We start from the raw sequence: 24,581 nt of genomic DNA, 5'->3' as shown, positions 1-24,581 counted from the left end.
AGGATCCCATGGAAGCATTCACTACCCACACCGGCATCGGTGTTCCGCTGCGCCAGAGCAATGTGGATACCGACCAGATCATTCCGGCGGTCTACCTCAAGCGCATCACGCGCACAGGCTTCGAAGACGCCCTGTTCGCCGCATGGCGCAAGGACGAGTCATTCATCCTAAACCAGGCTCCCTTCACGTCCGGCTCCGTGCTGGTGGCCGGCCCGGACTTCGGGACGGGATCATCGCGCGAGCATGCCGTCTGGGCTTTGAAGGACTACGGCTTCAAAGCTGTCCTGTCTTCCCGGTTTGCCGATATTTTCCGCGGCAACTCAGGCAAGCAAGGACTGCTGGCCGCCCAGGTGGCACAGGATGACATCGAGCTCATCTGGAAGGTCCTGGAGAACAGCCCCGGCACCGAGGTCAAGGTGGACCTGGTCTCCAAGACGGTGGAATGCGGCAATGTCGTGGCTCCGTTCGAGATCGACGATTACACGCGCTGGCGCCTCCTGGAGGGCCTTGATGACATCGGGCTGACTTTGCAGCACGAGGAAGACATCACGGCCTACGAGGCCACACGGCCTACCTTCAAGCCGAAGACGCTCCCGGCGAAAAGCTGAGACCACACGATGTTTCCCTCCGCGGCTGGAATGCTGCGGGACAGGACCGGCGGGCCCCTTAGGGTAGGCTCGCCGGTCCTTTTTTTCGGGGGATTGATGGACGCCGGATGTGCCCGCCACGCGGTGGCTCCATTTCGGTTAGGTAACCCGAGCTTCTATGCTTAGCTGGAGCCTTTGTAAGTATGGGGGGCGAGTAGTCGTGAGGAAACCGGTATAGATGAGTAGTGTTCTGACAATCCGCGGTGGCGTCCCGTTGACAGGGCGAGTGACCGTTCGCGGTGCCAAGAACCTTGTGCCCAAGGCCATGGTGGCCGCGTTGCTGGGCAGCGAACCATCAGTGCTTCGGAACGTGCCGGAAATCAAGGACGTGGAGGTTGTCACCAGCCTCCTGAAGCTCCACGGTGTGACTGTGGTCAAGGACCCCGCTACGGGAGACCTAACCTTGAATCCCAAGGATGCCAAGACGGCGTCCAGCACCGCCATTGACGCGCATGCCGGCGATTCGCGCATTCCGATCCTGCTGTGCGGTCCACTGATCCACGCAATCGGAGAGGCCTTCATTCCAGACCTTGGTGGCTGCAAAATTGGCGATCGTCCTATCGACTACCACCTGAACGTCCTGCGCCAGTTTGGTGCCGTTGTGGAAAAGCGCCCTGGTGGCATCCACATCTCCGCGCCCAACGGCCTGCATGGGGCCAAGATTTCCCTTCCGTATCCGTCTGTTGGCGCAACCGAGCAAGTATTGCTGAGCGCTACGAGGGCGGAAGGAATCACGGAGCTCAGCGGGGCAGCAACTGAGCCCGAAATCATCGATCTCATCGCCGTGCTGCAGAAGATGGGCGCCATCATCAGCGTCCAGACCGATCGCACCATCCGTATAGAGGGTGTCAAGGATTTGGGCGGCTATAACCACCGGGCCCTTCCGGACCGCAACGAAACAGCGTCCTGGGCCTCGGCCGCGCTGGTCACCCGTGGCGACATTTTTGTTGAAGGCGCTTCGCAGCGGGACATGATGACTTTCCTGAACACCTATCGCAAGGTGGGGGGCGGCATGGACATTGGCGACGACGGCATCCGTTTCTACCACCCTGGAGGCAAGCTTTCCCCGTTGGTCCTGGAGACGGACGTGCACCCCGGCTTCATGACTGACTGGCAGCAGCCCTTGGTGGTGGCCCTGACCCAGGCCGAGGGTGTGTCCATTGTGCATGAGACGGTCTACGAGAACCGTTTCGGCTTCACGGATGCCCTGGCCCGCATGGGGGCCAACATCCAGGTCCACCGTGAGTGCCTCGGCAGCGTCCCGTGCCGCTTCGGACAGCGGAACTTCCTTCATTCTGCAGTGATCTCCGGTCCGACCCCCCTGCGGGGCACCGATATCGACATCCCGGATCTTCGTGGGGGGTTCAGCCACCTCATCGCAGCACTGGCAGCCACAGGTACATCCACGGTCACTGGCATCGATATCATCAACCGCGGATATGAGCGCTTTACGGAAAAGCTCGCTGGCCTGGGCGCCGATTTCGACATCATCACCACCAAGTAGCGGGGGACCCTTTGAAGGAATCGGCCAAGAGCCGGGCCACGTTCATGCTCCTGGCGGGCATTGCGCGTCCGTTGATGAACGTCCTGATGGGCAAGAGGTGGGAGGGCACTGGGAAGCTCCCGGCGGGCGGCTTCATCGCCGTACCGAACCACTGCACCGAGATTGATCCGATTGTGATCGGGCACATGCTGTACAACCAGAAGCGTCCACCGCACTTCCTGGCGAAGGCAGGACTCTTCAAAGCCCCTGTGCTGGGAGCTTTGCTGCGGGCGACCCAACAGATTCCGGTTGAACGCTCGACGGCGGGAGCGAACCGCTCGCTGCAAGTGGCCAAAGAGGTGGTGGACGCCGGAGGCGCCATCATTATCTACCCTGAAGGAACCCTGACGCGGGATCCGGACCTGTGGCCCATGAAGGGGCACACGGGTGCTGCCCGGCTCGCGTTGCAGACGGGTGCGCCGGTTGTTCCGATGGCCCACTGGGGTGCGCATGAGGTTTTTCCCAGATACGCCAAACGCTTCCACGTCTTCCCTCGAAAGACCGTCAGGATTCTGGTGGGTGATCCCGTGGACCTGAGCTCCTTCGCGGGCCGGCCCATGGACCGGGCAACCCTGTCTGAAGCTACTGATGTCATCATGGACGCGGTCACCGGACTCCTGGCAACCCTCCGCGGTGAGGAGGCACCCGCCGAACGGTGGGATCCGGCCGTCCATAAGCAGGCCAAGCATGGCCGGTTCGTGGAACGGGGTTCAACTCCCGCACCGGGTGGAGCGCCAGAAAAGGCTGCTGAACCCGCTGGCAACGAAGCTTCTCCTGGGGATCCGGAATCGGAGGGCGGCAAATGACGGTAAGTGAAAGCCCTGTCCCTGCTCCGGACACCGTCGCCGTCCTGGGCGCGGGATCCTGGGGAACCACGTTCGCCAAGATCCTGGCCGATGCCGCTGCCAGTAGCGGGGTGGAGCGGAAGATTCGGATTTGGGGACGCCGCGCAGGGGTGGTTGACCAGATCAATGCTGAGCACCGCAATGAGCAGTACTTGAAGGATATCGAGCTTCCGCCTGCTGTTACGGCATCCACGGATGTTGCTGAGGTCCTGCGGGATGCCGGACTCGTGGTCCTGGCAGTGCCGGCCCAATCGCTTCGGCCCCAGCTGGGTGAATGGAAGCGCCTGCTGGCACCGGACGCAATTGTCGTTTCCCTTATGAAAGGCCTCGAACTAGGGACTGACGCGCGCATGAGCGAGGTCATCGCCCAGGAGCTTGGAATCCCGGAATCCCGCGTGGTGGTGGTTTCCGGACCCAACCTCGCCATGGAGATTGCCAGGGAACAACCCACTGCGTCCGTGGTTGCGTGCAGCGACGCCGATACCGCCGCCGCAATCGCACTCTGCTGCACCGCACCGTACTTCCGTCCCTACACCAGCACCGACGTTGTAGGCGTGGAGATCGGTGGGATCGTCAAGAATGTCATCGCGTTGGCTGTGGGTATTTGCGAGGGCCGCCAGATGGGGGATAACACCAAAGCCTCCGTCATCACGCGCGGACTTGCCGAGACGTCCCGGCTTGCCCTGGCGTTGGGTGGAGAAGCCCACACCATGGCCGGTCTCGCAGGGCTCGGCGACCTTGTTGCGACGTGCTCCTCCGCGCTGTCCCGGAATCACACAGCTGGAAGGCTGTTGGGCGAGGGACTCAGCCTCGAGCAGGTGGCCGAACAGATGACGCAAACCGCTGAAGGCATTAAGTCCGGCCCTGCCGTGCACGAGTTGGCGGGCAAACTGAATGTCGAAATGCCCATTACGGCCGCCGTTGTGGCGGTGCTTGAGGGCAAAATGTCCGTTGATGACCTGGGGCCGCGATTGCTGGCCCGGGCACTGAAGTCCGAAGGCGACTACTGATTGTGACTGAAGAATCCACCCCCGTGACCGGCCGTAGACCCCGTGTGGCGGTCCTTTTCGGCGGACGTTCCAGCGAACACGCTGTTAGTTGCGTGACGGCGGCAGGCGTCATGGGTGCCATTGACAAGAGCAAATACGATGTGGTGCCTATTGGCATTGCCAAGTCAGGACAGTGGGTCCTTGCGTCGGGGGATACCAGCCAGTGGTCTTTGAGTTCGTCGGCACTTCCTGAGGTATCGCAGTCGGACCGGACTGTCACCTTGGCCGAGGTGGGCGGCGAGCACCAGCTCATAGTGACTGCGCCGAATGCCATCCCTGAGGAACTCGGTTCCGTGGACGTTGTCTTTCCTTTGCTCCATGGTCCTTGGGGCGAGGACGGAACCATTCAGGGTCTCCTGGAACTATCCGACACCCGCTATGTTGGTGCCGGAGTGCTGGCCTCTGCGGTGGGCATGGACAAGCACTTCATGAAGGTAGTTTTTGAAGCCGCTGGACTGACTGTGGGTCCTTACATCGCCGTCACCGATCGCGAATGGCTCACGGATGCCGAGGCTGTCCGCAAGCGCGTGGACAAGCTCGGTTTCCCGGTCTTCGTCAAGCCGGCCCGTGCAGGCTCTTCCATGGGAATCTCCAAAGTGGACTCGTTGGAGGGCCTGGATGCTGCCATCGAGGAAGCCCGCCGCCACGACCTGAAGCTGGTCATCGAAGCCGGCATCGTCGGGCGCGAAATCGAGTGCGCCGTCCTGCAAGGCAGGGGCACCGACGCGCCGCGCACCTCCATGCCCGGCGAAATCGCGGTGGCTATCGGCGAACACCAGTTCTATGACTTTGCTGCCAAATACGTCGAAGACGGTGCCGCTGCACTGAGTTGCCCGGCTGATATGCCGGATGAGGCCATTGCCCGCGTACGGGAATTGGCTGCTGTCGCCTTCGACGCCGTGGGCGCGGAAGGTCTGAGCCGCGTGGACTTCTTCTATACTCCGGCTGGTGAATTGATCATTAACGAAATCAACACCATGCCGGGCTTCACTCCAAAGAGCATGTACCCCCAGATGTGGGCGGCTTCAGGGCTGGCGTACCCCGAGCTGATCGATGAACTCATCCACTTGGCCCTGACCCGAAAAACGGGCCTGCGCTAACCCGGGGAACACTACTTTGTGGTTGGCAGGTTCTGCAGGTCTTCCTGGCCGACGCAGTGGCGTGTGGCTTTAATCTTGCCCGCAGCGGCCGCAAGTTCGGTGAGGACTGTGGCGGAGCTGATGTTGGCGGCTTCCAGTTTGACAGGATCGACCAGGATTTCGGTTGCGGGTTCGCGGCCGAAGGTGGTCAGGGTGTAGACGCCATCGCCCTCTTTGATGACCCAGTCGATGTCATTGACACTGACGCAGCGGTCAGTAGTTGGCCCGGGGACGTTGACGCCGCAACGCAGGATGATCTGTGAGGGATCGCCCCATGCTGCCGTGGCCTGGCTGTTGGTCTTGCGAAGCGCGGCGTCGCCGATCTTGTCCGGGAGCGCCACCATCATGGGTGCGCAGGCGGGATTGGCTGCGTCAGTGGCCGCCGTGACGTCGACAGTGGGTGCGCAGGCTGACACTGCGAGGACGGACATTGTGGCCAAGGTGAAGGCCACGGCTGTCCGCGGGAGGGTCTTTCGGTGCATTGGTCCAGCCTATCCCGACCACGCGTCCCGGTGGATTGCGGTTGATGCGGCTTGTGGCTGAAGCACAGTTGCGGGAGTCACATTGCCGCCGGATCGGGCCTCACAGGCTGCGGCGATATTTTGTCGGTGTGTCGCGATAGCGTAGAGCCGTGCCACCAAAACAGCCATCCACAGAATATCCAACAGTCGGAGACCTCTCCGAGTCCGAGCTCCTGGCCCGGATCTTCCCTCGCCTGAACAGCAGCCCCAGCATCCTCCTGGGTCCCGGTGACGACGCCGCCTTGGTGGCCTCCACGGACGGCCGCACGCTCATCTCCATCGATACCCAGACCCAGGACCAGGACTTCAGGCTGGAGTGGAACAACGGTTATCGAACCACAGGGTACGACGTCGGCTGGAAGTCCGCCGCACAGAACCTCAGCGATATCAATGCAATGGGTGGCACGGCCACGTCGTTGGTGGTGAGCCTGACCATGCCGCCAGCCACACCTGTGGAGTGGGTTGAGGACTTCGCAGATGGCCTCACCGCTGGAATCATCGGGCTCGGCGCTCCTGATTGCTCCGTAGCCGGGGGAGACCTGGGCCGTGGACGAGAAATAGCGGTGACCGTCGCCGTCGTAGGTACGTTGGCTGGACGGGCGCCCGTGCTCCGTTCCGGGGCGAAGGCCGGAGATGTGGTGGCGGTGGCAGGCACGTTGGGGCGTGCTGCAGCCGGACTGGCTCTCTTGGAAAGCGATGTCTCCTTGAAGGAGCTCACATCCGGGCAACGGGCACTTATGGATAGCCAATGCCGCCCTGTGCCACCATTGGCTGCGGGGCCGCTGGCGGCGCGTTCGGGGGTCACAGCAATGATGGATATTTCAGATGGCTTGTTGCGGGACGGCGGCAGGCTTGCTGCGGCAAGCAACGTTATCCTGGACTTCGACGCCGTTGCCTTGAAAACCCACACACTTCCGCTGGAGCCAGCTGCCGCGTTGCTGGGCGTTGATTCAATGCCCTGGGTTCTCGGTGGGGGAGAAGACCATGGGCTGCTGGCTACGTTCCCAGCGGGAATTCAGCTGCCTCAGGGCTTCACTGCGATAGGCTCAGTTCAGGCCGTTGCCCAGTCACAGGGCAGCGGCGTCCGGATTGCCGGGCAAGCTGCTGACACCGTGGGATGGGATCATTTTGCAGACTAAGATCGCCGCGAATGCGCACGCCATGAAACGTTGGCTCGGCAAGACAGAGGTGGTCCTTGGCAACCATAGCGACCGCCTCAACGCGATCAACATCTTCCCGGTCGCCGATGGCGATACTGGAACCAACCTTTATCTCACCGCGCGGGCAGCTGTGTCAGCTTTGGGGGGAACCGCTCCTGACGCCATCGAAACCGGTAACGACGTCGGTGCCGTGCTCTCGCGCGCCGGTCAGGCTGCCATGGAACAGGCCAGGGGCAACTCGGGCACCCTCTTTGCGGTCTTCCTGTGCGCGGCGGCCGAGCCACTTGCCGGAAAAGCGCGCCTGAGTGCGCCGCTTCTGGCCACGGCCCTCAACCGGGCCCAGATCCGGGCCTGGTCGGCGTTGAGTGAGCCAGTATCCGGAACCATGCTTTCCGTCCTTGAGGCAGCCGCCCACGCGGCCCAAGCGGCGGACTCTTCCCAGAACGGTGATGACAGCAACCACGCCCTGGGCCTTGCTTTGGATGCAGTGGTGGATGCCGCTTTCCAAGCCGTCGTTCGCACCGAGGACGAACTCGCACCGCTCCATGAGGCGCACGTGGTGGATGCCGGCGGTGTAGGTATGTTGCTGGTGCTGGACTGCCTCCGTTCTGCGGTCCTCGGTGAAGAGTTGCAGGAGGAGCTCCTCGATAGCCTCCATGGCTACCAGCTCCAGGATCCGCACATCCACCAGCAGATGCCGGCCGACGACGGCGTGGAAGTCATGTGTACCATCAACCTTTCGCCCTTGGACGCAGCCGTGCTGCGCCAACGCCTGGATGAGATGGGCGATTCCGTCATCATGAGCCAGGTCGGCAATACTGCAGGCAATCCTGACGACGACGACGAATCCGGTATTGAAGCCAGTTATCGTTGGCGCGTGCATGTCCACGTACCTGATCCCGCGCCAGCTGTTGCGCTGATTCGGTCGCTGGGGGAGCCCACAGACATTGCCGTCAGCCAACTTGCCCTGCCCCGCGATGCCGCAGGCGGACACCAGGACCAGGACGCAACCCAAACTGCAGAACCCAGCAGCACCCCGGGCCAGTCACGGCATGAATACTGAGCTGGAACTGCCCCTCGAACGCAGGATCGGCAAGCGCTCGGCTTCGGTCATTGACAAGCACCTTGGCCTCAAGACAACCGGCGCCCTGCTGAACTACTTTCCGCGCAGGTATTTGAGCCGGGGCGAGCTTACTCCCATCAGCAACCTTCCCCTTGACGAGGAAGTCACGCTGATTGCCCGGGTCCTGTCCAACAGCACCCGTCAGATGCGTGCCAGGCGGGGTTCCATCACGGACGTCGTGGTGACCGACGAAGCCGGTGGAAACCACGTCCCGGGCACCCTGAAAGTCAGTTTCTTCAATGGGTTCCGGGCCAAGGCGGAGCTCCTTCCGGGACGCCGGGCGATGTTTTCCGGCAAGGTGACCCGCTACGGGGGCGCCTTGGGGCTGACTAATCCGGACTTCCTGTTGTTGGATGAGGATCCGGACGCAGACGGCTCCATTGACCCGGAAAAGCTGGCAGCCATGCCCATCCCCGTCTATCCCGCTACGGCAAAGCTAACAAGTTGGTCCATTCACAAAGTGATTACCGCGCTGCTGCAAACCGTGGACCTCGACGCCCTGGCGGATCCGCTGCCGGAGTCCATCGTCAGCAGGGATGGGCTGCTCAGTGTGGCCGAAGCTTATCGCCTCATCCACTCCCCTGAGACGGCCAAGGATTGGCAGCGGGCACAGGAACGATTCCGCTACCAAGAGGCGTTGGTGCTGCAGGCGGCACTGGCGCGACGCCGTGCCCAGCTTGCCGCCGAGGAAGCCACTGCCCGGCGTCCGGTCGCAGACGGCCTTCTGGCCGCGTTTGACCGGAACCTGCCCTTCACGCTCACTGCTGGCCAGACTGCGGTGGGAAAGACACTTTCCGAAGAACTTGGCCAGGACACACCAATGAATCGCCTCCTGCAAGGTGAGGTGGGTTCCGGCAAGACCATCGTGGCCCTGCGGGCGATGTTGCAGGTGGTTGATGCTGGTGGACAGGCTGCGCTCCTCGCCCCCACCGAGGTTTTGGCCGCACAGCATTTCGACTCCATCCGGCGCACCTTGGGTTCATTGGCCCGCGATCACATGTTCGGCGGCGCCGGCATGCTCGGTGCAGGCATCCTCGGTACGGATGCCGGGCAGGCTGGCGTCCAAGTGACGCTGCTGACCGGCTCCATGCCCACGGCTGCCAGGAAGCAGGCCATGCTCGACGCCGCATCGGGGAACGCCGGCATCGTCATCGGCACCCATGCGCTATTGAGCGACAAAACCAGTTTTCAGGATCTCGGCTTGATCGTTGTGGATGAGCAGCACCGCTTCGGCGTGGAACAACGGGACGCGTTGCGTGCCAAGGCCCAGCGACCCCCGCATCTGCTGGTTATGACTGCCACGCCGATTCCCCGCACAGTGGCGATGACCGTGTTCGGCGACCTTGAGACCTCCATCCTGGATGAACTCCCTGCAGGGCGTGCCCCCATTTCCACTCATGTTGTGGGGCTCGCGGAGAACCCCGGCTGGGCGGATCGAATCTGGAAACGCTCACGGGAAGAAGTCGACGCCGGCCATCAGGTTTACGTTGTATGCCCCAAAATCGGCGCGGATGACGACGGCGACTTCAGCCCCGGAGAGGCCGAACCAACAGACGCCGAACTCTCGGACGAAGGTCCGGGCCGCGAGCTTGCCTCGGTGACTGCCGTCGTCGAAAGCCTTGTGGAGGAGCCTTCGTTGGCCGGAGTGACTATCGCGCCCCTCCATGGCCGGCAGGATCCGCTGCTTAAGACCGAAACCATGGCATCGTTCGCGGCAAACCAAACCAAGGTGTTGGTGTCCACCACTGTCATTGAGGTGGGTGTCGATGTCCACAATGCCACCCTGATGGTGATCCTGGACGCCGAGCGCTTTGGTATTTCACAACTCCACCAGCTTCGCGGACGGGTGGGCCGTGGCGGCCTGCCAGGAACTTGCCTGCTGGTTACTACATTGGAGCCCGGGCACCCGAGTCGTCGACGATTGGAGGCTGTGGCGTCCACCACCGACGGCTTCGAGCTCTCCCAGGAAGACCTGAAACTCCGCCGTGAAGGCGATATCCTTGGTGCTTCCCAATCAGGTGGCCGGTCCACGCTCAAGCTGCTCCGTGTCCTGGAGCATGAGGACCTCATTGCCCGTGCCCGCGCAGACGCGCAGGCCCTGGTGGCCGAGGACCCGGCACTGCGGCACCAGCCGGTCCTTGCCGCGACCATTGATGACTACTTGAACCCTGAAAAGGAGGCGTTCCTTGAACGCGGTTAGAGATTTCCCAGGCCTGGGCATCTGCAAACGTTCGGACATGCGTTACGGAGAGGCACTGTGAGCCGGATTATTGCCGGCATGGCAGGTGGGAATCCCCTCACCAGCGTGCCCGGCACGGCAACGCGGCCCACTACGGACCGCGTCAAGGAAGCGCTGTTTTCCCGTCTCGAATCCTTGGCCGTCATCGATGATTCGCGGGTGCTGGATCTCTATGCCGGCTCTGGAGCCCTGGGTGTCGAGAGCGCCAGCCGGGGTGCACGCAGCGTGGATTTGGTGGAGTTCGATGCCAAGGCCAGCGATGCGTGCCAGCGCAACGCGGACATGGTGAATCAAATCCTGGGCGCCAAAAAGGTTTCAGTCCATCGGTCCAAGGTTGAGTCTTTCCTGGAGCGTGCCACAGGACGCGATACGTGGGACCTGGTGTTCCTGGACCCGCCTTACCCCTTGGACGAACCAGCGTTGAGTGCGGTGCTCGCCAAGTTGTCGCCCCACTTGGATGAAGGGGCAGTGGTAGTGGTGGAAAGGTCGTCCAGAAGTGCCGAACCGTCCTGGCCCGAAGAACTGGAATGTTTCGCTGACAAAAAGTACGGCGAGACCAAGCTATGGTTCGCTGAACCTGCCTAGTCCGAGATTCTGTCCAGATCCACGCCGTGGAGGACTGTTGCAGGGTGTGGGCCCCGCTCAAGTAATGCGCCGGTCCACGCTGGCGGCCATGGCGCACGGGTGCCTACCAGGATGATATTGCCGGGGTAGCGCCCGGCGAACATTCCCGTCTCGGCGAAGGCGGCGACGTCCGCCAGGGCCTGCCGAAGGGCAGCTACCTGGCTTCGCACCAGAGTCAGTGCCGGTTCATCGCCCACGTTCACGATCAGTATGCCGTTGGGCCGCAGCCGGGCAGCGGCCTCTTCATAGAACTCCCGGCACGCAATATGGGCTGGTGCCTCGGGCCCGGAGAAGATATCAAGGATCACGACGTCGAACCCCACCTCCGCGGGAAGTTCGGCCAGGGCCTCGCGTGCGTCGCCTATGTGCGTGTGCAGCCGCGTGCCTTCCGGCATAGGCAGCTTTTGCAGGACGAAGTCCAGTAGTTCGCGTTCGAGTTCCACCGCATACTGGTCCGAACCGGGACGGGTGGCCTGGATGTAACGGGCCAACGTCAGGGCACCGGCGCCGAGATGGAGCACGGACAGCGGCTCGGCTGGCTCTGCAACCAGATCCACCACATGACCGATTCTCCGAAGATACTCGTAGAAGATCTCCGCAGGGTTGGCCAGATTCACGTGGGATTGTTCAGCGCCACCGATGCTGAGGATATAGCTGCCTTCAATGAGCGTATCGGAGTCAATAGTGGCGTGCTGTCCTGTGGTCCGAAGGAAACGCGCGGCTTGATGGCGGCCTGAGTCGTTGCGGTTCAGAGCAGGTCCTTGAGCCCGGCCAGTCGTTCGGCAGCTTCTTCCAAGACACTGGTTTTCTTGCAGAAGGCGAAACGCAGCAGGCTGCGGGTCCGTTCTGCCCCTTCAGGATGGCAAAAAACGGGAACCGGGATCGCGGCGACGCCAACCAGGCCCGGCAACCGGCGTGCCAGGTCCACGGAGTCCTTGATGCCCAGCGGTTCTGTGTCGACGTTGACGAAGTACGTGCCGCTGGGCGTGTAGACGTCGAATCCTGCGGCGCGAAGGCCCTCGGAGAGGACGTCCCGTTTATGCCGCAGGGTTTCAGCGATGCCTGCATAGAATTCGTCAGGTAGGGCAAGCCCCACGGCGATGGCGCTCTGGAACGGCGTTCCAGAACTGTACGTCAGGAACTGTTTGACGGTGCGGACAGCGGCAACCAGGTCCTCGGGTCCCGTGAGCCAGCCGATCTTCCACCCTGTGAAGGAGAACGTCTTCCCGGCAGAAGAGATGGTGAGGGTCCGTTCGGCGGCGCCCGGCAGGGAAGCGACCGGAATATGGGATACGCCGAAGGTGAGGTGTTCGTAAACTTCGTCGCTGACAATGATGGCGTCGTACTTGGTGGCCAGCTCCACCACCTTTGCCAGAACCTCTAGAGGGAAGACGGCGCCGGTGGGATTGTGCGGGTTGTTCAGGAGCACCACCTTGGTGCGGCTGCTGAAGGCGGCTTCCAGCATGGACAAGTCCGGAAGGAAATCCGGAGCGGGCAGGGGAGCAGTGACATGTTGTGCCCCTGCCAATCCGATGACAGCCCCATAGGAGTCATAGAACGGTTCGAAGGTCAGGACCTCGTCGCCGGGCTGGATGAAGGCAAGGAGTGACGCAGCAATGGCTTCCGTGGCGCCCGTAGTGATGATGATTTCCGTCTGCGGGTCCGGGGTAAGCCCGTAGAACCGGCGTTGGTGTTCCGCGACGGCTTCCCGCAGTTCCGTGATGCCCTTGCCGGGTGAGTATTGGTTGGCTCCTGCGGCGATGGCTGCCTGTGCTGCGGCCTTGATTTCCGCGGGGCCGTCCTCGTCGGGGAAGCCCTGTCCGAGGTTGATCGCGCCGGAAGAGATGGCCAAGGTGGTCATCTCTTCGAAGATGGTTACTCCGAGGTTTCCGTCAGGCGAAAGCAGGTTGGCGCCGGTTGCGGCCCGCTGCCATGGCGCGGAGGCATTGGCCGTTGTGTTGAGCGGTAAAGTGCTGCCTGCAGGTGACATGTCAGCCATGGTATCCCGGTGAAGCTATGGGGTAGGTTCGTGTCATGAGACGTGCGGTATGCCCTGGATCCTTTGACCCTATCCACAACGGACATCTCGAAGTCATCGCGCGGGCGGCAGGCCTGTTTGACGAAGTCATCGTGGCCGTGTCCACCAATTACGCCAAGAAGTACCGCTTCAGCCTTGAAGACCGGATGGAGATGGCCCGCGAGACTCTGGCGTCCCTGCGTGGCATCATTGTCGAGCCCATGGGCGAAGGACTGTTGGCCGAGTACTGCCGGCATCGGGGCGTTTCGGCAATTGTCAAAGGCCTGCGCTCGTCCTCGGACTTTGACTACGAACTACCGATGGCCACCATGAACCGTCAGCTTACCGGCGTCGAGACTGTCTTCCTGCCGGCAGAAGCGCACTACGTCCACCTGTCCTCCACCTTGATCAAAGAGGTCAATGTATTGGGTGGCGACATCTCCGACTTCGTACCGAAATCCGTGTTGAAGCGGCTCCTCGCTGGCGAGTCTGGAACGTAACCCTCCCGCAAGGGGGTAGTCTTGACAGGTACCTCGCAGCTTCTTGCGGAGGATCCCAGCTGAAACCGTCGCGCTCTGCGCGCGCCCGGCGCCGGTTTGAGTCCTCAGGCTTGATCAGGCTAAGATGGTACGTCGGTCATATGTTCTACAGGAGTTCTCATTAAGCGAGATGCAAGTTCGCCCTTGGCGCTGGTAGTCAAGGATCTTGGACGCAGTCCAGGGACCATGCGGACACTCAACGAACATGTACCTGCGCCAAGTGACCTTGGTGTGGCGCTCATTGGTGTGAAGGAAGGCTCGGATGTCGAGTTGGATCTTCGCCTTGAGGCCGTACACGAAGGAATTCTGGTATCAGGATCCGTAGTCGTCGAAGTAACCGGCGAGTGCGGTCGATGCCTGGATCCCCTTGCGTATGACCTTGAAGTCAATGTGCAAGAACTTTTCTTCTATGAAGGCGTGCAGCTTTCTGACGAAGAAGACGATGAAGAGCAACGTCGAGTCGAGCACGATCTAATCGATCTTGAGCCGGTGTTGCGGGACGCAGTTGTCACTATGCTGCCGTTCCAGCCGGTGTGCCGGGAAGACTGCCAGGGCCTTTGCTCCGAATGTGGAGCACGCCTGGAAGACGAGCCGGGGCACCACCACGAGGTCATTGACCCTCGCTGGGCTGCCCTAGCTGATCTGGCTAAGACTGACCGGCAAACTGATTAGTAAGTGTTGGACTAAGAGAGAAATGAGATAGCCGTGGCTGTTCCCAAGCGGAAAATGTCTCGCGCAAATACACGCGCCCGCCGTGCCCAGTGGAAGGCAACTGCCCCCAACTTGGTCAAGACCATCGAAAACGGTCAGGTTACTTATAGCCTGCCGCACCAGGCAAAGGTCGTCACCGACTCCGCCGGCACCGCGCTGTTCCTTGAATACAAGGGCCGCAAGGTAGCAGACGCCTAATCTGCCACATAGGCTGACAAAGGATGTCTTCAACTGAAGAGCTTCTGAAGCGTCTCGGTGTCTCCATTGACACCGAGACGCTTCGTCTTGCTCTGACACATCGCTCATACGCGTATGAGAACGGTGGGATTCCCACCAATGAGCGTCTTGAATTCCTCGGCGACTCCATTCTGGGGTTCTCCGTGACCGATTCGCTCTACCGTGAGAACCCCGCGCTGCCTGAAGGTGAACTGGCAAAGCGGCGATCCGCCGTCGTGAGTACGCGTGCCTTGGCCGGTATTGGCCGCGAGCTTGGCGTGGGTGAGTTCATCTATCTCGGGCAAGGCGAAAAGCTCACCGACGGCAAGAACAAGGCCTCGATCCTCGCGGACACGATGGAAGCACTGATCGGCGCCACATACCTCTCCAATGACATCGAGACTGCGCGGCAATTGGTGATGCGATTGGTGGGTCCACTCCTCAAGGACGCGGGCGCCCTCGGAGCCGGTACGGACTGGAAGACGAGTATCCAGGAACTGACTGCCAGCCGCCAGCTAGGAGCAATCCACTACGCCGTTGAAGGCTCGGGACCGGACCATGCACGTACGTTCGAGGCCGTCCTGAACATTGGTGGAACTCCTTATGGCCGCGGCTCTGGCCACTCGAAGAAGGAAGCCGAGCAGGAAGCTGCCGCTGACGCTTGGCGTGCCCTGACGGCACTGGACCAAACGCCTGCCGGACCCGGTTCCGCCTGAAGTCCAATCCACAAATCCAATGCCTGAACTTCCAGAAGTAGAAGTGGTTCGTCGTGGCCTGGCCCGCTGGGTTCGCGGACGAACGATCACGGGCGTCGAGGTCCTTGACCAACGGTCAATCCGCCGCCATAACCTTGGCACCGAAGACTTCGTCGGCAACCTCGAACACGCCACGGTTCTGGACGTTGTCCGACGCGGCAAATTTCTCTGGATGCCGCTCGCCATGGACGGCGCGCAGGCCGTTGACGGTCCATTGCCCAAGGTAGCCCTCATGGCCCATCTGGGGATGAGCGGACAATTGCTCATGCAGGACCCCCATGTCCCGGACGAGAAGCACCTCAAAGTTAGAATCTCCCTCAGCCCGGTGAACGGAATGCCGGAGCAATTGCGATTTGTGGACCAGCGCATTTTCGGTGGCCTTTTCGTAACATCCCTGGTGCCGACTTCCGACGACGGCCCTGGAGGCTTGGGGGAAACGCCCTTGCCTGAGATCGCTGAGGAAGCCTCCCACATTGCCCGTGACCCGCTGGACCCTTACTTTTCCTTCGAGGCGTTCTATCGCAAAGTCAGGAGCCGGAAGACAGGCCTGAAGCGGGCCTTGCTGGACCAGTCGGTCATTTCCGGGATTGGCAACATCTATGCGGACGAGGCCCTCTGGCGCGCCCGCCTCCATTACGCCCGGCCTACTGATACGTTGCGCCGCGTCGATGCCGCCCGGCTTATGCAGGCGGTAGAAGACGTCATGAACGCGGCATTGGCGGCTGGAGGCACGAGCTTTGATTCCTTGTACGTGAATGTCAACGGCGATTCGGGATACTTCGCTCGCTCGCTGAATGCCTATGGAAGAGCCGGTGAATTGTGCAGCCGTTGCGAAGCAGCAGGCTTGCACAGCATCATCAAGCGTGAGCAATTCATGAACCGCTCTTCCTACACGTGTCCGGTTTGCCAGCCACGGCCGCGAAACGGGCGTTGGTAGGGCTAAAACTGTTCCGGAATCCGGATCGCAATGGCAGACTGTCCCCATGAAAAGCTTGGCGGTTCGGATCGCCATCGCATTGGTTTTCAACGCCATCACGTTGTGGGTGGCGTCAGTTCTTCCCGGGGTCCGTTTGGGAGCCGGGTTTCTTTGGGCCGTCGTGGTGTTCACGGCGGCCACGCTTTTGGTCAAGCCCTTGATCCTGGCCTTTTTCCATCGCCGTCACGCGCAGCGGGCAGACCGGCGTACGTGGGTGGTCACCAAAGCCCTGACGGTGCTTGCAGGGCTGCTGGCCACATTCGCCATCCTTGTGGTGACGAGCATCTTTTCCAATGGGTTCACCATCAACGGCATCTTCGGCTGGATCGCGGCGACCGTGGTGATCTGGTTGGCATCATTCATTTACGATTTCGTCGACGACGGGCTTGAGGCGAAGGCCAATGAGCTCCTCGGCGGCGCGGCAAGTCCGGGCAAGCCATGATGGCCCGGCGCCTGGTGATCGCGGGCATCTGCCTCGCCGTGCTGATTGCGGCCGTTGCTCTCGTGCTGGACCAGATGGCCTCCAAACCCGGACCTGTTACGGCCCAGAGTCCGGCATCCTCGAGCCCGGGCGCGAACCCCTCGAACGGCACTGCTTCCGGCAGCGCCAGCCCATCTCCCTCCGGCAGTCCGACGTCGGGCAGTTCCGAAAGCAGCCCAGCGGACGGTGGAGGCAACGGTGCAGGCGACGGCGGAACAACAGCCAAGCCACTCGAGGTCCTGCCCCCGGTCACGTCCACACCCACAGGGCTCCCGGAGCCGTCTGCACCGGCCCCACTCATCACTGCTCCGTTACCGAAATCCGGCACAGCGAAGGGCTCGCTGGTGGAGGGCTGGCCGGGCAGCGTTGTGGCCATGCCGGCCGGGACCACCGTGGGATCCACCAGCATCTCGACCTCCGGCAACGTCCTGCAGTTGACTGCGGACGGAATCGTGGGCACTTCGCAAGAGGACGTTCTGGCTGCCTTCCGCCAGTCCTTGGTCCCCCAAGGCTTCTGGTCCGAGGATGCCACCGCGCCGGACGGAGCCGTAGCAGCGAGGTTCGTGCGTGGCACGGACATAGTGACGGTGTCAGTGTCGGTGACCGGAACCGGCATTTCACGCTTCCAGCTTTTGGGCAGCCTGCACGCGGCGGCGGACTAGGGGCACGTATGTACATCTCACTTTCGGATCGTAGCGGTGGCAAACGGGAAAAGCCCCGAGCAGCCACGACGGCACTATCCAGCGAGGTGCCGTTTCGTTTGTCTCCCGTCATCCTGTGGCTGGGCGTTGTCAGTATGGTGACGGATGTGTCATCCGAATCCGTGACGGCGATCCTTCCGCTGTATGTGACAGGATTCCTGGGCCTTTCGACCATCGCCTTCGGATTCATCGACGGCATTAACCAAGGCGCAAGCGCCATTGTGAGGATTGCCGCTGGCTGGGCCGCGGACCGCAGCGGCCACCCGAAACGGATCGCGTTGGCTGGCTATGGGCTGTCCATGCTCGCCCGGATAGGGTTCCTGTTCGCAGGAGGGTTCTGGGCGGTAGCTGCCATTGTGACCGGTGACAGGATTGGCAAAGGCATTCGGACGGCTCCACGTGATGCGCTCATCACTGTTTCAGCGCAACCGGAACATCTGGCCCGTTCCTTTGGCGTGCACAGGATGTTGGACAACATCGGTGCGGCGGCGGGGCCGATGATTGCTTTCCTTGTGCTGCTCATGATTCCCAATGGCTTCAGCACCGTGTTTGTGGTGTCGCTGGCCTTTGCCGTCATCGGCGTTGCAGTGCTCGGATTGGTGGTGCCGGACCTCCGGGCGGATGGGCTCCAAGGGATCGAAGCCAAGAGCGACACCGAACAAACCGCCGGCTCCCGGACGCAACGCCAAAGGCTCTTTGCGTTCTCGTGGAGCCATCTGCGGGAGCCGGGCCTGGGCAAGTTGCTGGTTTCTGCGGGGCTCCTTGGATTGCTGACCATCGGCGATGGTTTCGTTTACCTCGTGCTGCAGAACCGGGATTCCTTCGCGGTGCAGTGGTTTCCGTTGCTTTTCGTCGGCACCAATGTGGTGTTCCTGGCCTTTGCGGTTCCGTTGGGACGGCTGGCTGACCGGGTGGGCAAGGTGCCGGTCTTCGTGGGCGGTCACATCGCGCTGCTGGCTTGTTACTTCCTGGCTGCGGCGCCTTTCGGTGGCCTTTTGAGCACTTTGGGCTGCCTGGTCCTACTGGGTGGGTTCTATGCAGCCACTGACGGAGTGCTGGCGGCGTTGGCCAGCCAACTGACACCTCCGGGGAAGCTTGCCACGGGAATCGCCTCCGCGCAGACTGTGGTTGCGTTGAGCAGGATGACCGCTTCCGCTGGATTCGGCGTGCTGTGGTACGCCGTTGGTGCTTCCACAGCCATGGTTGTTGCGGGCGCGATGTTGGCCAGTGCTGTGGTTGCCGTCATCTTCATCCTTCCCGGGGCCAGGCCAAAGCTGGGCAGCGAATGAGCACTACCTTCACCGGTGGGAGGCTGCGCTGGGGCATCCTCCTTGCGGTAACGGCGGTGGTGCTTGCTGCTGCGGGGATTTATGCAGTTGGGGCGTATCAGCGGTTTGAGCAGAGCCGTACGGCCGCGCCTTCCGTAGGGGTCACTGCAGGCCAACCGTTGCCGGCCGTTCCCTTCGTGCTTTTTCGGAACACGGCAGGCGGACAGGGGTATGGCAACGCCGCGACTGTCGCGTTGTCCTCTCCTGATGGCACGCGTGCCGTGAGCGAGCAGGCCTGTGACAGGGTCTACGGCACAGGATCCACGGTAATTTGCCTCAAGACGAACCGTGGCCTCGTGACCGCTTTCGAAGCCGCCGTCCTGGACCGTGACTGGCAGCAGCAGCGTGCATGGCCGGTGCCGGGGATACCGAGCCGGACCCGGATCAGTGCGGACGGGTCCATGATTGCAACCACCGTGTTCGTCACGGGCCATTCATATGCGACTGCAGGGTTCTCCACCGCTACCGAAATCAACTTCACTGCGCCTGGTTCGGCTGGTTCGGGAAACCTGGAGGACTTCGCCCTGATAGTCAATGGGGAGCGCTTGCAGGCCACAGACAGAAACATTTGGGGCGTCACCTTTGCGCCCGGGCAAAGCGACGTCTTCTACGCCACTGCGGCTTCCGCCGGGCGTATATGGCTTGTTCGCGGCAGTTTGTCGGCCAAGACACTGACTGCGGTCCACGACAATGTCGAGTGCCCGTCCATCTCGCCGGATGGCACACGGATTGCCTATAAGAAGAACGACGCCGGGCCGTTGACTGCGCACTGGAAAGTCGCATTGCTTGACTTGGCTACGGGACGGGAAACTGTCCTTTCGGAAAAGCGAAGCGTGGATGACCAGATCGAATGGTTGGACGATCAAAACGTGCTTTACGGATTGGCGGATGAAAACAGTCCAGGCGACAGCAACGTTTGGAAGCTGGGGACGGATCCGGCGTCCCAACCCAGCCTGTTTATTCCCCATGCGTGGTCGCCAAGCGTAGTCCGCTGAATGATGCTGGTGAACGGTGAGGGCGCTGGGGTTGATGCTTAAATGCTGACGTCCGGCCCTGGAGTTCAGGGGGCCGGACGCCAGCAGTACGGAGGCGAGGTTAGCGCATCAGCAGAACCTCAGCAGGCCACTCGCCTGGGCTTAGGCTGGAGGGGTAGTGGTGGCGTACACCACGTCCACAAAGTAGTTCGTAGCGTTCCAGGAATTGGCCGGCATTGTTCCAGAGGCACCATACCGGTACAGACCGTTGTTGGGTCCCGAAGCGGTGAAGACGCCACTCGTCCATGTCTGGTTGAAGAAGCCGGTGGTGTAGGAATATCGGCCATTGGGCGCCCGGTAGGAGACAACGTAGGTCTGGCCCGTCACCAGTGCCACTGGTGTGGACAGAGTGGCTGTTTGCCATCCGGTCGCTGTCTCGTTGACGAATGTCACTTGTGCCAGGCGTGTGCCGGCTGCGTTCCACAGCGACCCAACATGGGTCCCGGTGTTCCCGGTCCCTTTGTAGAAACGGATGCCTGTCACATTGCCTGCCTGGGAAACGCTGAACGCGGTCCCCAGTTCCACGGCCTTCGTCTCCGAAGCCGAGGCCACTTGCGGTTGAAGCGCCCCAAAGATCGTGGACTGTTGCACGGTGGGGCTGGCTGTAGTGAACTGCCAACTGGTAGTCGGCAGGGTTTGCCCCTGTTGCGAGACCACGTTCGTCACACTGACGGACACCGCCGTGCTGTTCGGCAGGGCCGTTGCCGGCGTGAACGTGACAGTCCGGCCATCGGTTGACAACGCGGTGCTGCCGGCCACAGATGCGCCATTGGCAGTCACAGTCATCGATGCTCCCGCCCGGATAGCCGAGGACAGTGTTATGGAGGGTTTGACGTCGGTGGGAATGCCGGTGGCGCCCGGCGACGGTACTTGCGCCGTAACCGTCAGAGGAGGCTCCGGCACCGTGAGCACCAAGTCAACAAGATAGCTTGCCGTGGACGGTACGTTCGGGAAATCGCTGCTGTAGGAGTAGGCACCCGCATCTGATGTGGTTCGCAGGGGTCCGCTGGTCAGACCCTCACCGAAACCGCCCGCAGTGTAAGAGTATTTGCCAGTCGGAGTCTTGTACGCAACAACGTATTCAGTATCAGCAGCAATATTCACTGGCTGGCTGAAACTCGCTGTTTGCCAGCCCATACTCGACTCGTTGGTGAATGTGACCGATGCCAGGAGCTGCCCGCTGCCGGAGTAAAGCCAACCCGTGTGGGTGCCGGTGTTTCCAGCAGACTTGTAGAAGCGGACGCCTGTAACCTGGCCTGCGGTATCGCTGGAGAAGCGGACGCCCAACGTCAGCGGGGCACCATCATCAACCTCTGCAGTGGTCGGCGTGACGGAGTCCTGGTACAGCGTGCAAGGGCAGGCCCCCGGTGTGCGCGGGGCTGGAACTGTGGTGAAGGTCCAGGTTCCTCCAGTCAACGACTGCCCGGAGGTAGACGATGTCGCAGCCAGTGTGGCCGTGAATGACGTACCAGCGGCGAGGGGCGAGGCGGGGGTGAACGTCACTTGGCGCGTTGTTTGGTCATAGCTCGTTGTTCCTGCCACGGCGGCGCCACCTGTTACCTTCACTCCAAGCGTGACGCTGGACGGCGTCGCCGCTTCGGACAGTACGGCACTGACCTTGCTGTCCAACGGAACACTGGATGCACCGGGCAAAGGCGACTGTGCGCTTGCCGTGAAGGCAGGCGGTGGAATCATAGCGATGACGTCAACCAGGTAGCTCGCAGTTGACCGGGAAGCAGGGAAGCCTCCGCTGTAGGTGTAGGCACCAGCATCCGAGGATGCCCGCAAAGGTCCAACGCTCATGCCTGAACCGAAGCCGTTGGTGGTTGCGGAGTACGTGCCGGTCAGGGACGTGTAGGACACAATGTATTCCGTGTTGGCGGCGATCTGGACAGGCTGGCTGAACATTGCCGTTTGCCAACCCGAAGCACTCTCATTGGCGAAGGTTACTGTCGTCAGCTGCTGACCGGATGCCGTGTACAGGGCACCGTTGTGCGTGCCGGTGTTGCCGGCCGACTTGTAGAACCGGACGCCGGTAACTTCACCGGCCCTGATGCTTGAGAAACGCACCCCAAGCGTTAGCGGAACTCCGTCCCGGATCTCGGCGATTCCCGGCGTAACGCTGTCATCGAAGAGGCTGCACGGGCAATCCCCGGCAACCGGCAAGGTTGCCGCTGTCGTAAAGGACCAGGTCCCGCCGGCCGTTACAGATCCGCCGATCGAATCCGTGCCTGACAGAGTGGCCGTGTATTGCGTGCTGAAAGCCAAAGCAGACGACGGCGTAAACGTCGCCCGACGCGTTGCGGAATCGTATGTCGTGGTGCCGGCCACCGGGCCGGAGGACGACGTCAAAGTTAGCTGGACGCTGGATGCAGTGACGGGTTTGGAGAACACGGCACTGACTTTGGTATTGACGGAAACGCTCGACGATGACGGGTATGGCGTTTGTCCGGAAACCGTCATCGGCGTGGTGTCAACCGTGCTGAAAAGGGCGTCGACGAAGTAGTTGCCGCCGTTGTGGCTTGCGATCGGGAATCCTGATCCGCTGTAGACGCCTGCCGGCTGGGCGCCGAAGCCGCCGGCAACTGTTAGCGGCGCATCGGTGGAACCGCCATAGGCCCACTGGAATTCCTTGCTGGCATAGTGACCGTTCGGAGTCCAGTATGAAACCGTGTATGTCTGGCCCGCGGCAACGGGCACGGCCTGGCTGAAGAGGACCTGCTGCCAACCGGATGGTGTTTCGTTGGCGAAAGTGGCCGTGGCGAGGCGCTCGCCCGAACCGCTCCAGAGTGAGCCGATGTGCGTTCCTGTATTGGCCTGGCTCTTGTAGAACCTCACGCCAGTGATGAAACCATCCACCGTGGGAGAGAACCGCAGTCCCAGTTCGTAGGAGCCGGCGTCGCCGGAATCCTGTATGGCGGGGACAGTTTGGCCAAATACGCTGTACGGGCCCGTGACTGTGAGGTTTCGTACCGAAGCGGCACCAATGTTGGCGCTGTCATCGATGGCCCGGACCTGGACAGTGGCCGCTGAGAGGCCTTTCTGGATGTAGGTGTAGGTCCAGTTTTGCTTGCCTTGGGCCGGGTGCCACGTAGTGCCGCCGTCGGTTGACACCTCTACACCGGCCACAACGCCGCCGCTGTCTGAAGCTGTACCGGACACGGTGACACTTGCGCCATGGGCAATGGTGGCAGCGTTGGCCGGTGCGGCAATGGAGACAGTTGGCCCGGTTCGATCCGTGCTGGCCGTGGCGGCGACGATGCCCGCTGCCCGTGTAGCGGGTTGGGCACCCATGTCCGCAAGCAGGTTGACTTGGGCCTGGCGCATCCGGGGATCGGCCGCTTCGCCTCCGCCGTCGTGTTCCTGGTCAAGGCCCCATGTCCATTGGACGCTGCCGGCAGAGAACACCAAGGCGCCGCTCGGGGCACGATACAGAGTCAGATGATGTGTCGTCCGGCCCGGCTTGACGGTGTTGCCGAAGTCCTGCAGGTACTGGTCAACGTTCCCAACCGTGGTGGACAGCTGGATCAGGCCCGCTGGCCGGAAGCCATTGTCCAGGTCCTCGTTGGACTCATATCCGATGGTGTGTGGGGCCAAAGCCGCCGAGGAACCTGCCGGCAGCGAAGTCAGGGATGTATTCCGCCACAGCCTCGTCTTCCCTTCCTCAGCGGAGACGGTCACGGGGAGATCGGTGTAGTTGGACATATAGAGAGTCCCAGTTAGCCCGTTCTCCGGCAAGCCGGCGCCATTGCTCTGCGAAGCAAACCGGGGATCACGCCACGTGCCGGTCCATTGGGTACTTGGGTCGCTCTTGCTGTTGGCCCACGTCTCCTTGTAGCAAGTCAAAGTGCGGCCAGCGCCCCCATCAACCGTCGAGGCCTCGAAACGCGTGCGCCAGTACATCTCATTGCCGGAAAGGAACTGCAGGTTTACCCCCGCGTCCCTGGCCGCCGTGACGGCGGCGCGTTGCGGACCGGACCAGTATTCATCGTGGCCCACTGACAGGAAGACCTTGTGATTAAGCAACTGGGCGCCGCTGCGGTCGGTATCCAGGCCACTTATGTAGCTGACGTCGTATCCGTTCTGCTCCAGGAAGCGCACCATCGGATACTCGTTGGCGAAGTAGAAGTCCCGTCCGCCGATCCCGCCACGCGTATCCATGGGACGGTTGTAACTGAGTTTGTAGGCCCGGCCGTTGGCCGCGCCCTGGTAGAAGTTGGATCCGCCGTAACCGTTGTACGCCTGCCATGTGGTATCGGAGGTCTGGAAGACGACGTCGGAATGGTTGCCATCGTTTCGCACAATGAACGTGATGTGGCTTTGGTCTCCGTTGTCAGGCCGCGTTAGGAGAGCTATGTAAATTCCCGAGACCGCTGTCGACGGAACCTGCCAGGTAGCTGAAACGGCCCAGTTGCCGCAGTCATAGAGTTCGGTGGTCAGATCGCTGATGCATTGGGGCTGGTTCTGCCGCAGTACCGAAGGCGTCACGTTGGCGATCTTCCGGGCTCCATTACCCCCGTACCAACCTGTGCGATAGATGGCAATGGTGTAGTTGGAGGCGTTCGTATCGATCTTGAACTTGATTGGCTGCCCGGCGTTGACACTGATCTCCGTGGAAAATCCCTGTATCCCGGCATCCCCTGCTCCGGCAATGTCCCACTCTGAAGGTGGACTTCCGGCTTTGGAGTTTTCACAAACGATCGGATTCACCACGGGATCGCAAGGTCCCGCTGCAACGGCCACAGGGGCGGTGAGGGGCAGCAGAGCTGCAACCATGGCAATCACCAAAGGCAAGAGAAAGCCTTTGAGGACTCGCTGTGGTCGGGTAGCTGAAGGACCGGTCATCAGAACTCCTGGAGTGGTACGCCAATTGCGAATGTGGGTCCGCGTCTAGCGCACGGTCCCTGCTTGCCGCTCCCCAGCCAGGGTCAAA

At 61.6% G+C, this 24,581-nt stretch carries 22 protein-coding genes; 18 read left to right on the top strand and 4 right to left on the bottom strand.

Features of this window, described 5'->3' with window-relative positions; genetic code table 11:
- Positions 1 to 8: 8 nt before the first annotated feature.
- The 5 genes from leuD to LDN75_RS15675 all read left to right on the top strand — a co-directional run bounded on the left by leuD (position 9) and on the right by LDN75_RS15675 (position 5,184).
- Positions 9 to 608 carry a 3-isopropylmalate dehydratase small subunit gene (gene leuD, locus LDN75_RS15695; protein WP_223933307.1) on the top strand — a complete coding sequence of 200 codons (600 nt, stop codon included), beginning with the start codon at positions 9 to 11 and terminating at the stop codon, positions 606 to 608.
- Between the two features lie 217 nt (positions 609 to 825).
- Positions 826 to 2,151 carry a UDP-N-acetylglucosamine 1-carboxyvinyltransferase gene (gene murA / locus LDN75_RS15690; protein ID WP_223933305.1) on the top strand — a complete coding sequence of 442 codons (1,326 nt, stop codon included), beginning with the start codon at positions 826 to 828 and terminating at the stop codon, positions 2,149 to 2,151.
- A gap of 11 nt (positions 2,152 to 2,162) precedes the next feature.
- Complete coding sequence (locus LDN75_RS15685) at positions 2,163 to 2,996, top strand: lysophospholipid acyltransferase family protein (RefSeq protein WP_223933302.1); 834 nt, start codon at positions 2,163 to 2,165, stop codon at positions 2,994 to 2,996.
- A complete protein-coding gene (locus LDN75_RS15680; RefSeq protein WP_223933301.1) occupies positions 2,993 to 4,045 on the top strand; it encodes an NAD(P)H-dependent glycerol-3-phosphate dehydrogenase in 1,053 nt (350 codons plus the stop codon). The genes LDN75_RS15685 and LDN75_RS15680 overlap by 4 nt, the downstream gene beginning before the upstream one ends.
- Complete coding sequence (locus tag LDN75_RS15675; protein WP_223937602.1) at positions 4,045 to 5,184, top strand: D-alanine--D-alanine ligase family protein; 1,140 nt, start codon at positions 4,045 to 4,047, stop codon at positions 5,182 to 5,184. The genes LDN75_RS15680 and LDN75_RS15675 overlap by 1 nt, the downstream gene beginning before the upstream one ends.
- An 11-nt stretch (positions 5,185 to 5,195) precedes the next feature.
- Here the strand turns inward: LDN75_RS15675 and LDN75_RS15670 are convergent, their stop codons facing one another.
- The gene (locus LDN75_RS15670; protein ID WP_223933299.1) at positions 5,196 to 5,705 is read right to left on the bottom strand and encodes a DUF3515 domain-containing protein; all 510 of its coding nucleotides are present in this window, start codon (positions 5,703 to 5,705) and stop codon (positions 5,196 to 5,198) included.
- A gap of 149 nt (positions 5,706 to 5,854) precedes the next feature.
- Between LDN75_RS15670 and thiL the strand changes: the two genes are divergently transcribed.
- The 4 genes from thiL to rsmD are packed head-to-tail and all read left to right on the top strand — an operon-like array spanning position 5,855 to position 10,851.
- Positions 5,855 to 6,883, top strand: a complete 1,029-nt coding sequence (gene thiL, locus LDN75_RS15665) for a thiamine-phosphate kinase (RefSeq protein WP_223933297.1) — start codon at positions 5,855 to 5,857, stop codon at positions 6,881 to 6,883.
- A 22-nt stretch (positions 6,884 to 6,905) separates the two neighbouring features.
- Positions 6,906 to 7,967 (top strand): DAK2 domain-containing protein, encoded by a 1,062-nt coding sequence (locus LDN75_RS15660; protein WP_223933295.1) that lies wholly within the window; start codon positions 6,906 to 6,908, stop codon positions 7,965 to 7,967.
- Complete coding sequence (locus LDN75_RS15655; protein ID WP_223933294.1) at positions 7,957 to 10,227, top strand: ATP-dependent DNA helicase RecG; 2,271 nt, start codon at positions 7,957 to 7,959, stop codon at positions 10,225 to 10,227. The genes LDN75_RS15660 and LDN75_RS15655 overlap by 11 nt, the downstream gene beginning before the upstream one ends.
- A 57-nt stretch (positions 10,228 to 10,284) precedes the next feature.
- Entirely contained in the window at positions 10,285 to 10,851 is a 567-nt protein-coding gene (gene rsmD / locus LDN75_RS15650) for a 16S rRNA (guanine(966)-N(2))-methyltransferase RsmD (RefSeq protein ID WP_223933293.1), read from the top strand.
- Here rsmD and LDN75_RS15645 read toward each other — a convergent pair.
- Positions 10,848 to 11,642 carry a fused MFS/spermidine synthase gene (locus LDN75_RS15645; RefSeq protein WP_223937601.1) on the bottom strand — a complete coding sequence of 265 codons (795 nt, stop codon included), beginning with the start codon at positions 11,640 to 11,642 and terminating at the stop codon, positions 10,848 to 10,850. The genes rsmD and LDN75_RS15645 overlap by 4 nt on opposite strands.
- Positions 11,639 to 12,889 (bottom strand): aminotransferase class I/II-fold pyridoxal phosphate-dependent enzyme, encoded by a 1,251-nt coding sequence (locus tag LDN75_RS15640; RefSeq protein WP_223933291.1) that lies wholly within the window; start codon positions 12,887 to 12,889, stop codon positions 11,639 to 11,641. Before LDN75_RS15640 ends, LDN75_RS15645 begins: the two co-directional genes overlap by 4 nt.
- A gap of 35 nt (positions 12,890 to 12,924) precedes the next feature.
- Between LDN75_RS15640 and coaD the strand changes: the two genes are divergently transcribed.
- From coaD to LDN75_RS15595, 9 genes are all read left to right on the top strand, one after another.
- A complete protein-coding gene (coaD, locus tag LDN75_RS15635) occupies positions 12,925 to 13,407 on the top strand; it encodes a pantetheine-phosphate adenylyltransferase (RefSeq protein WP_223933289.1) in 483 nt (160 codons plus the stop codon).
- A 183-nt stretch (positions 13,408 to 13,590) separates the two neighbouring features.
- Positions 13,591 to 14,118, top strand: a complete 528-nt coding sequence (locus LDN75_RS15630; RefSeq protein ID WP_223933287.1) for a YceD family protein — start codon at positions 13,591 to 13,593, stop codon at positions 14,116 to 14,118.
- 33 nt (positions 14,119 to 14,151) lie between these two features.
- Positions 14,152 to 14,355 (top strand): 50S ribosomal protein L32, encoded by a 204-nt coding sequence (gene rpmF, locus LDN75_RS15625; RefSeq protein WP_011775139.1) that lies wholly within the window; start codon positions 14,152 to 14,154, stop codon positions 14,353 to 14,355.
- A 23-nt stretch (positions 14,356 to 14,378) separates the two neighbouring features.
- Entirely contained in the window at positions 14,379 to 15,089 is a 711-nt protein-coding gene (gene rnc / locus LDN75_RS15620) for a ribonuclease III (protein WP_223933285.1), read from the top strand.
- A gap of 19 nt (positions 15,090 to 15,108) precedes the next feature.
- Positions 15,109 to 16,065, top strand: a complete 957-nt coding sequence (gene mutM / locus LDN75_RS15615; protein WP_223933283.1) for a bifunctional DNA-formamidopyrimidine glycosylase/DNA-(apurinic or apyrimidinic site) lyase — start codon at positions 15,109 to 15,111, stop codon at positions 16,063 to 16,065.
- A gap of 46 nt (positions 16,066 to 16,111) precedes the next feature.
- Entirely contained in the window at positions 16,112 to 16,546 is a 435-nt protein-coding gene (locus LDN75_RS15610; protein WP_223933281.1) for a hypothetical protein, read from the top strand.
- The gene (locus tag LDN75_RS15605; protein WP_223933279.1) at positions 16,543 to 17,247 is read left to right on the top strand and encodes a hypothetical protein; all 705 of its coding nucleotides are present in this window, start codon (positions 16,543 to 16,545) and stop codon (positions 17,245 to 17,247) included. Before LDN75_RS15610 ends, LDN75_RS15605 begins: the two co-directional genes overlap by 4 nt.
- Positions 17,248 to 17,333: 86 nt before the next feature.
- Positions 17,334 to 18,575 (top strand): MFS transporter, encoded by a 1,242-nt coding sequence (locus tag LDN75_RS15600; protein WP_223937600.1) that lies wholly within the window; start codon positions 17,334 to 17,336, stop codon positions 18,573 to 18,575.
- Positions 18,572 to 19,609: a hypothetical protein gene (locus LDN75_RS15595; protein ID WP_223933277.1), complete on the top strand. Its 1,038-nt coding sequence runs from the start codon at positions 18,572 to 18,574 to the stop codon at positions 19,607 to 19,609. Before LDN75_RS15600 ends, LDN75_RS15595 begins: the two co-directional genes overlap by 4 nt.
- Positions 19,610 to 19,750: 141 nt before the next feature.
- Here the strand turns inward: LDN75_RS15595 and LDN75_RS15590 are convergent, their stop codons facing one another.
- A complete protein-coding gene (locus LDN75_RS15590; protein WP_223933275.1) occupies positions 19,751 to 24,493 on the bottom strand; it encodes a DUF4082 domain-containing protein in 4,743 nt (1,580 codons plus the stop codon).
- Positions 24,494 to 24,581 lie beyond the last annotated feature (88 nt).

It is taken from the genome of Arthrobacter sp. StoSoilB5 (assembly GCF_019977235.1).
Lineage (GTDB): Bacteria > Actinomycetota > Actinomycetes > Actinomycetales > Micrococcaceae > Arthrobacter.
This window is presented reverse-complemented; position numbering and strand designations above follow the sequence as displayed.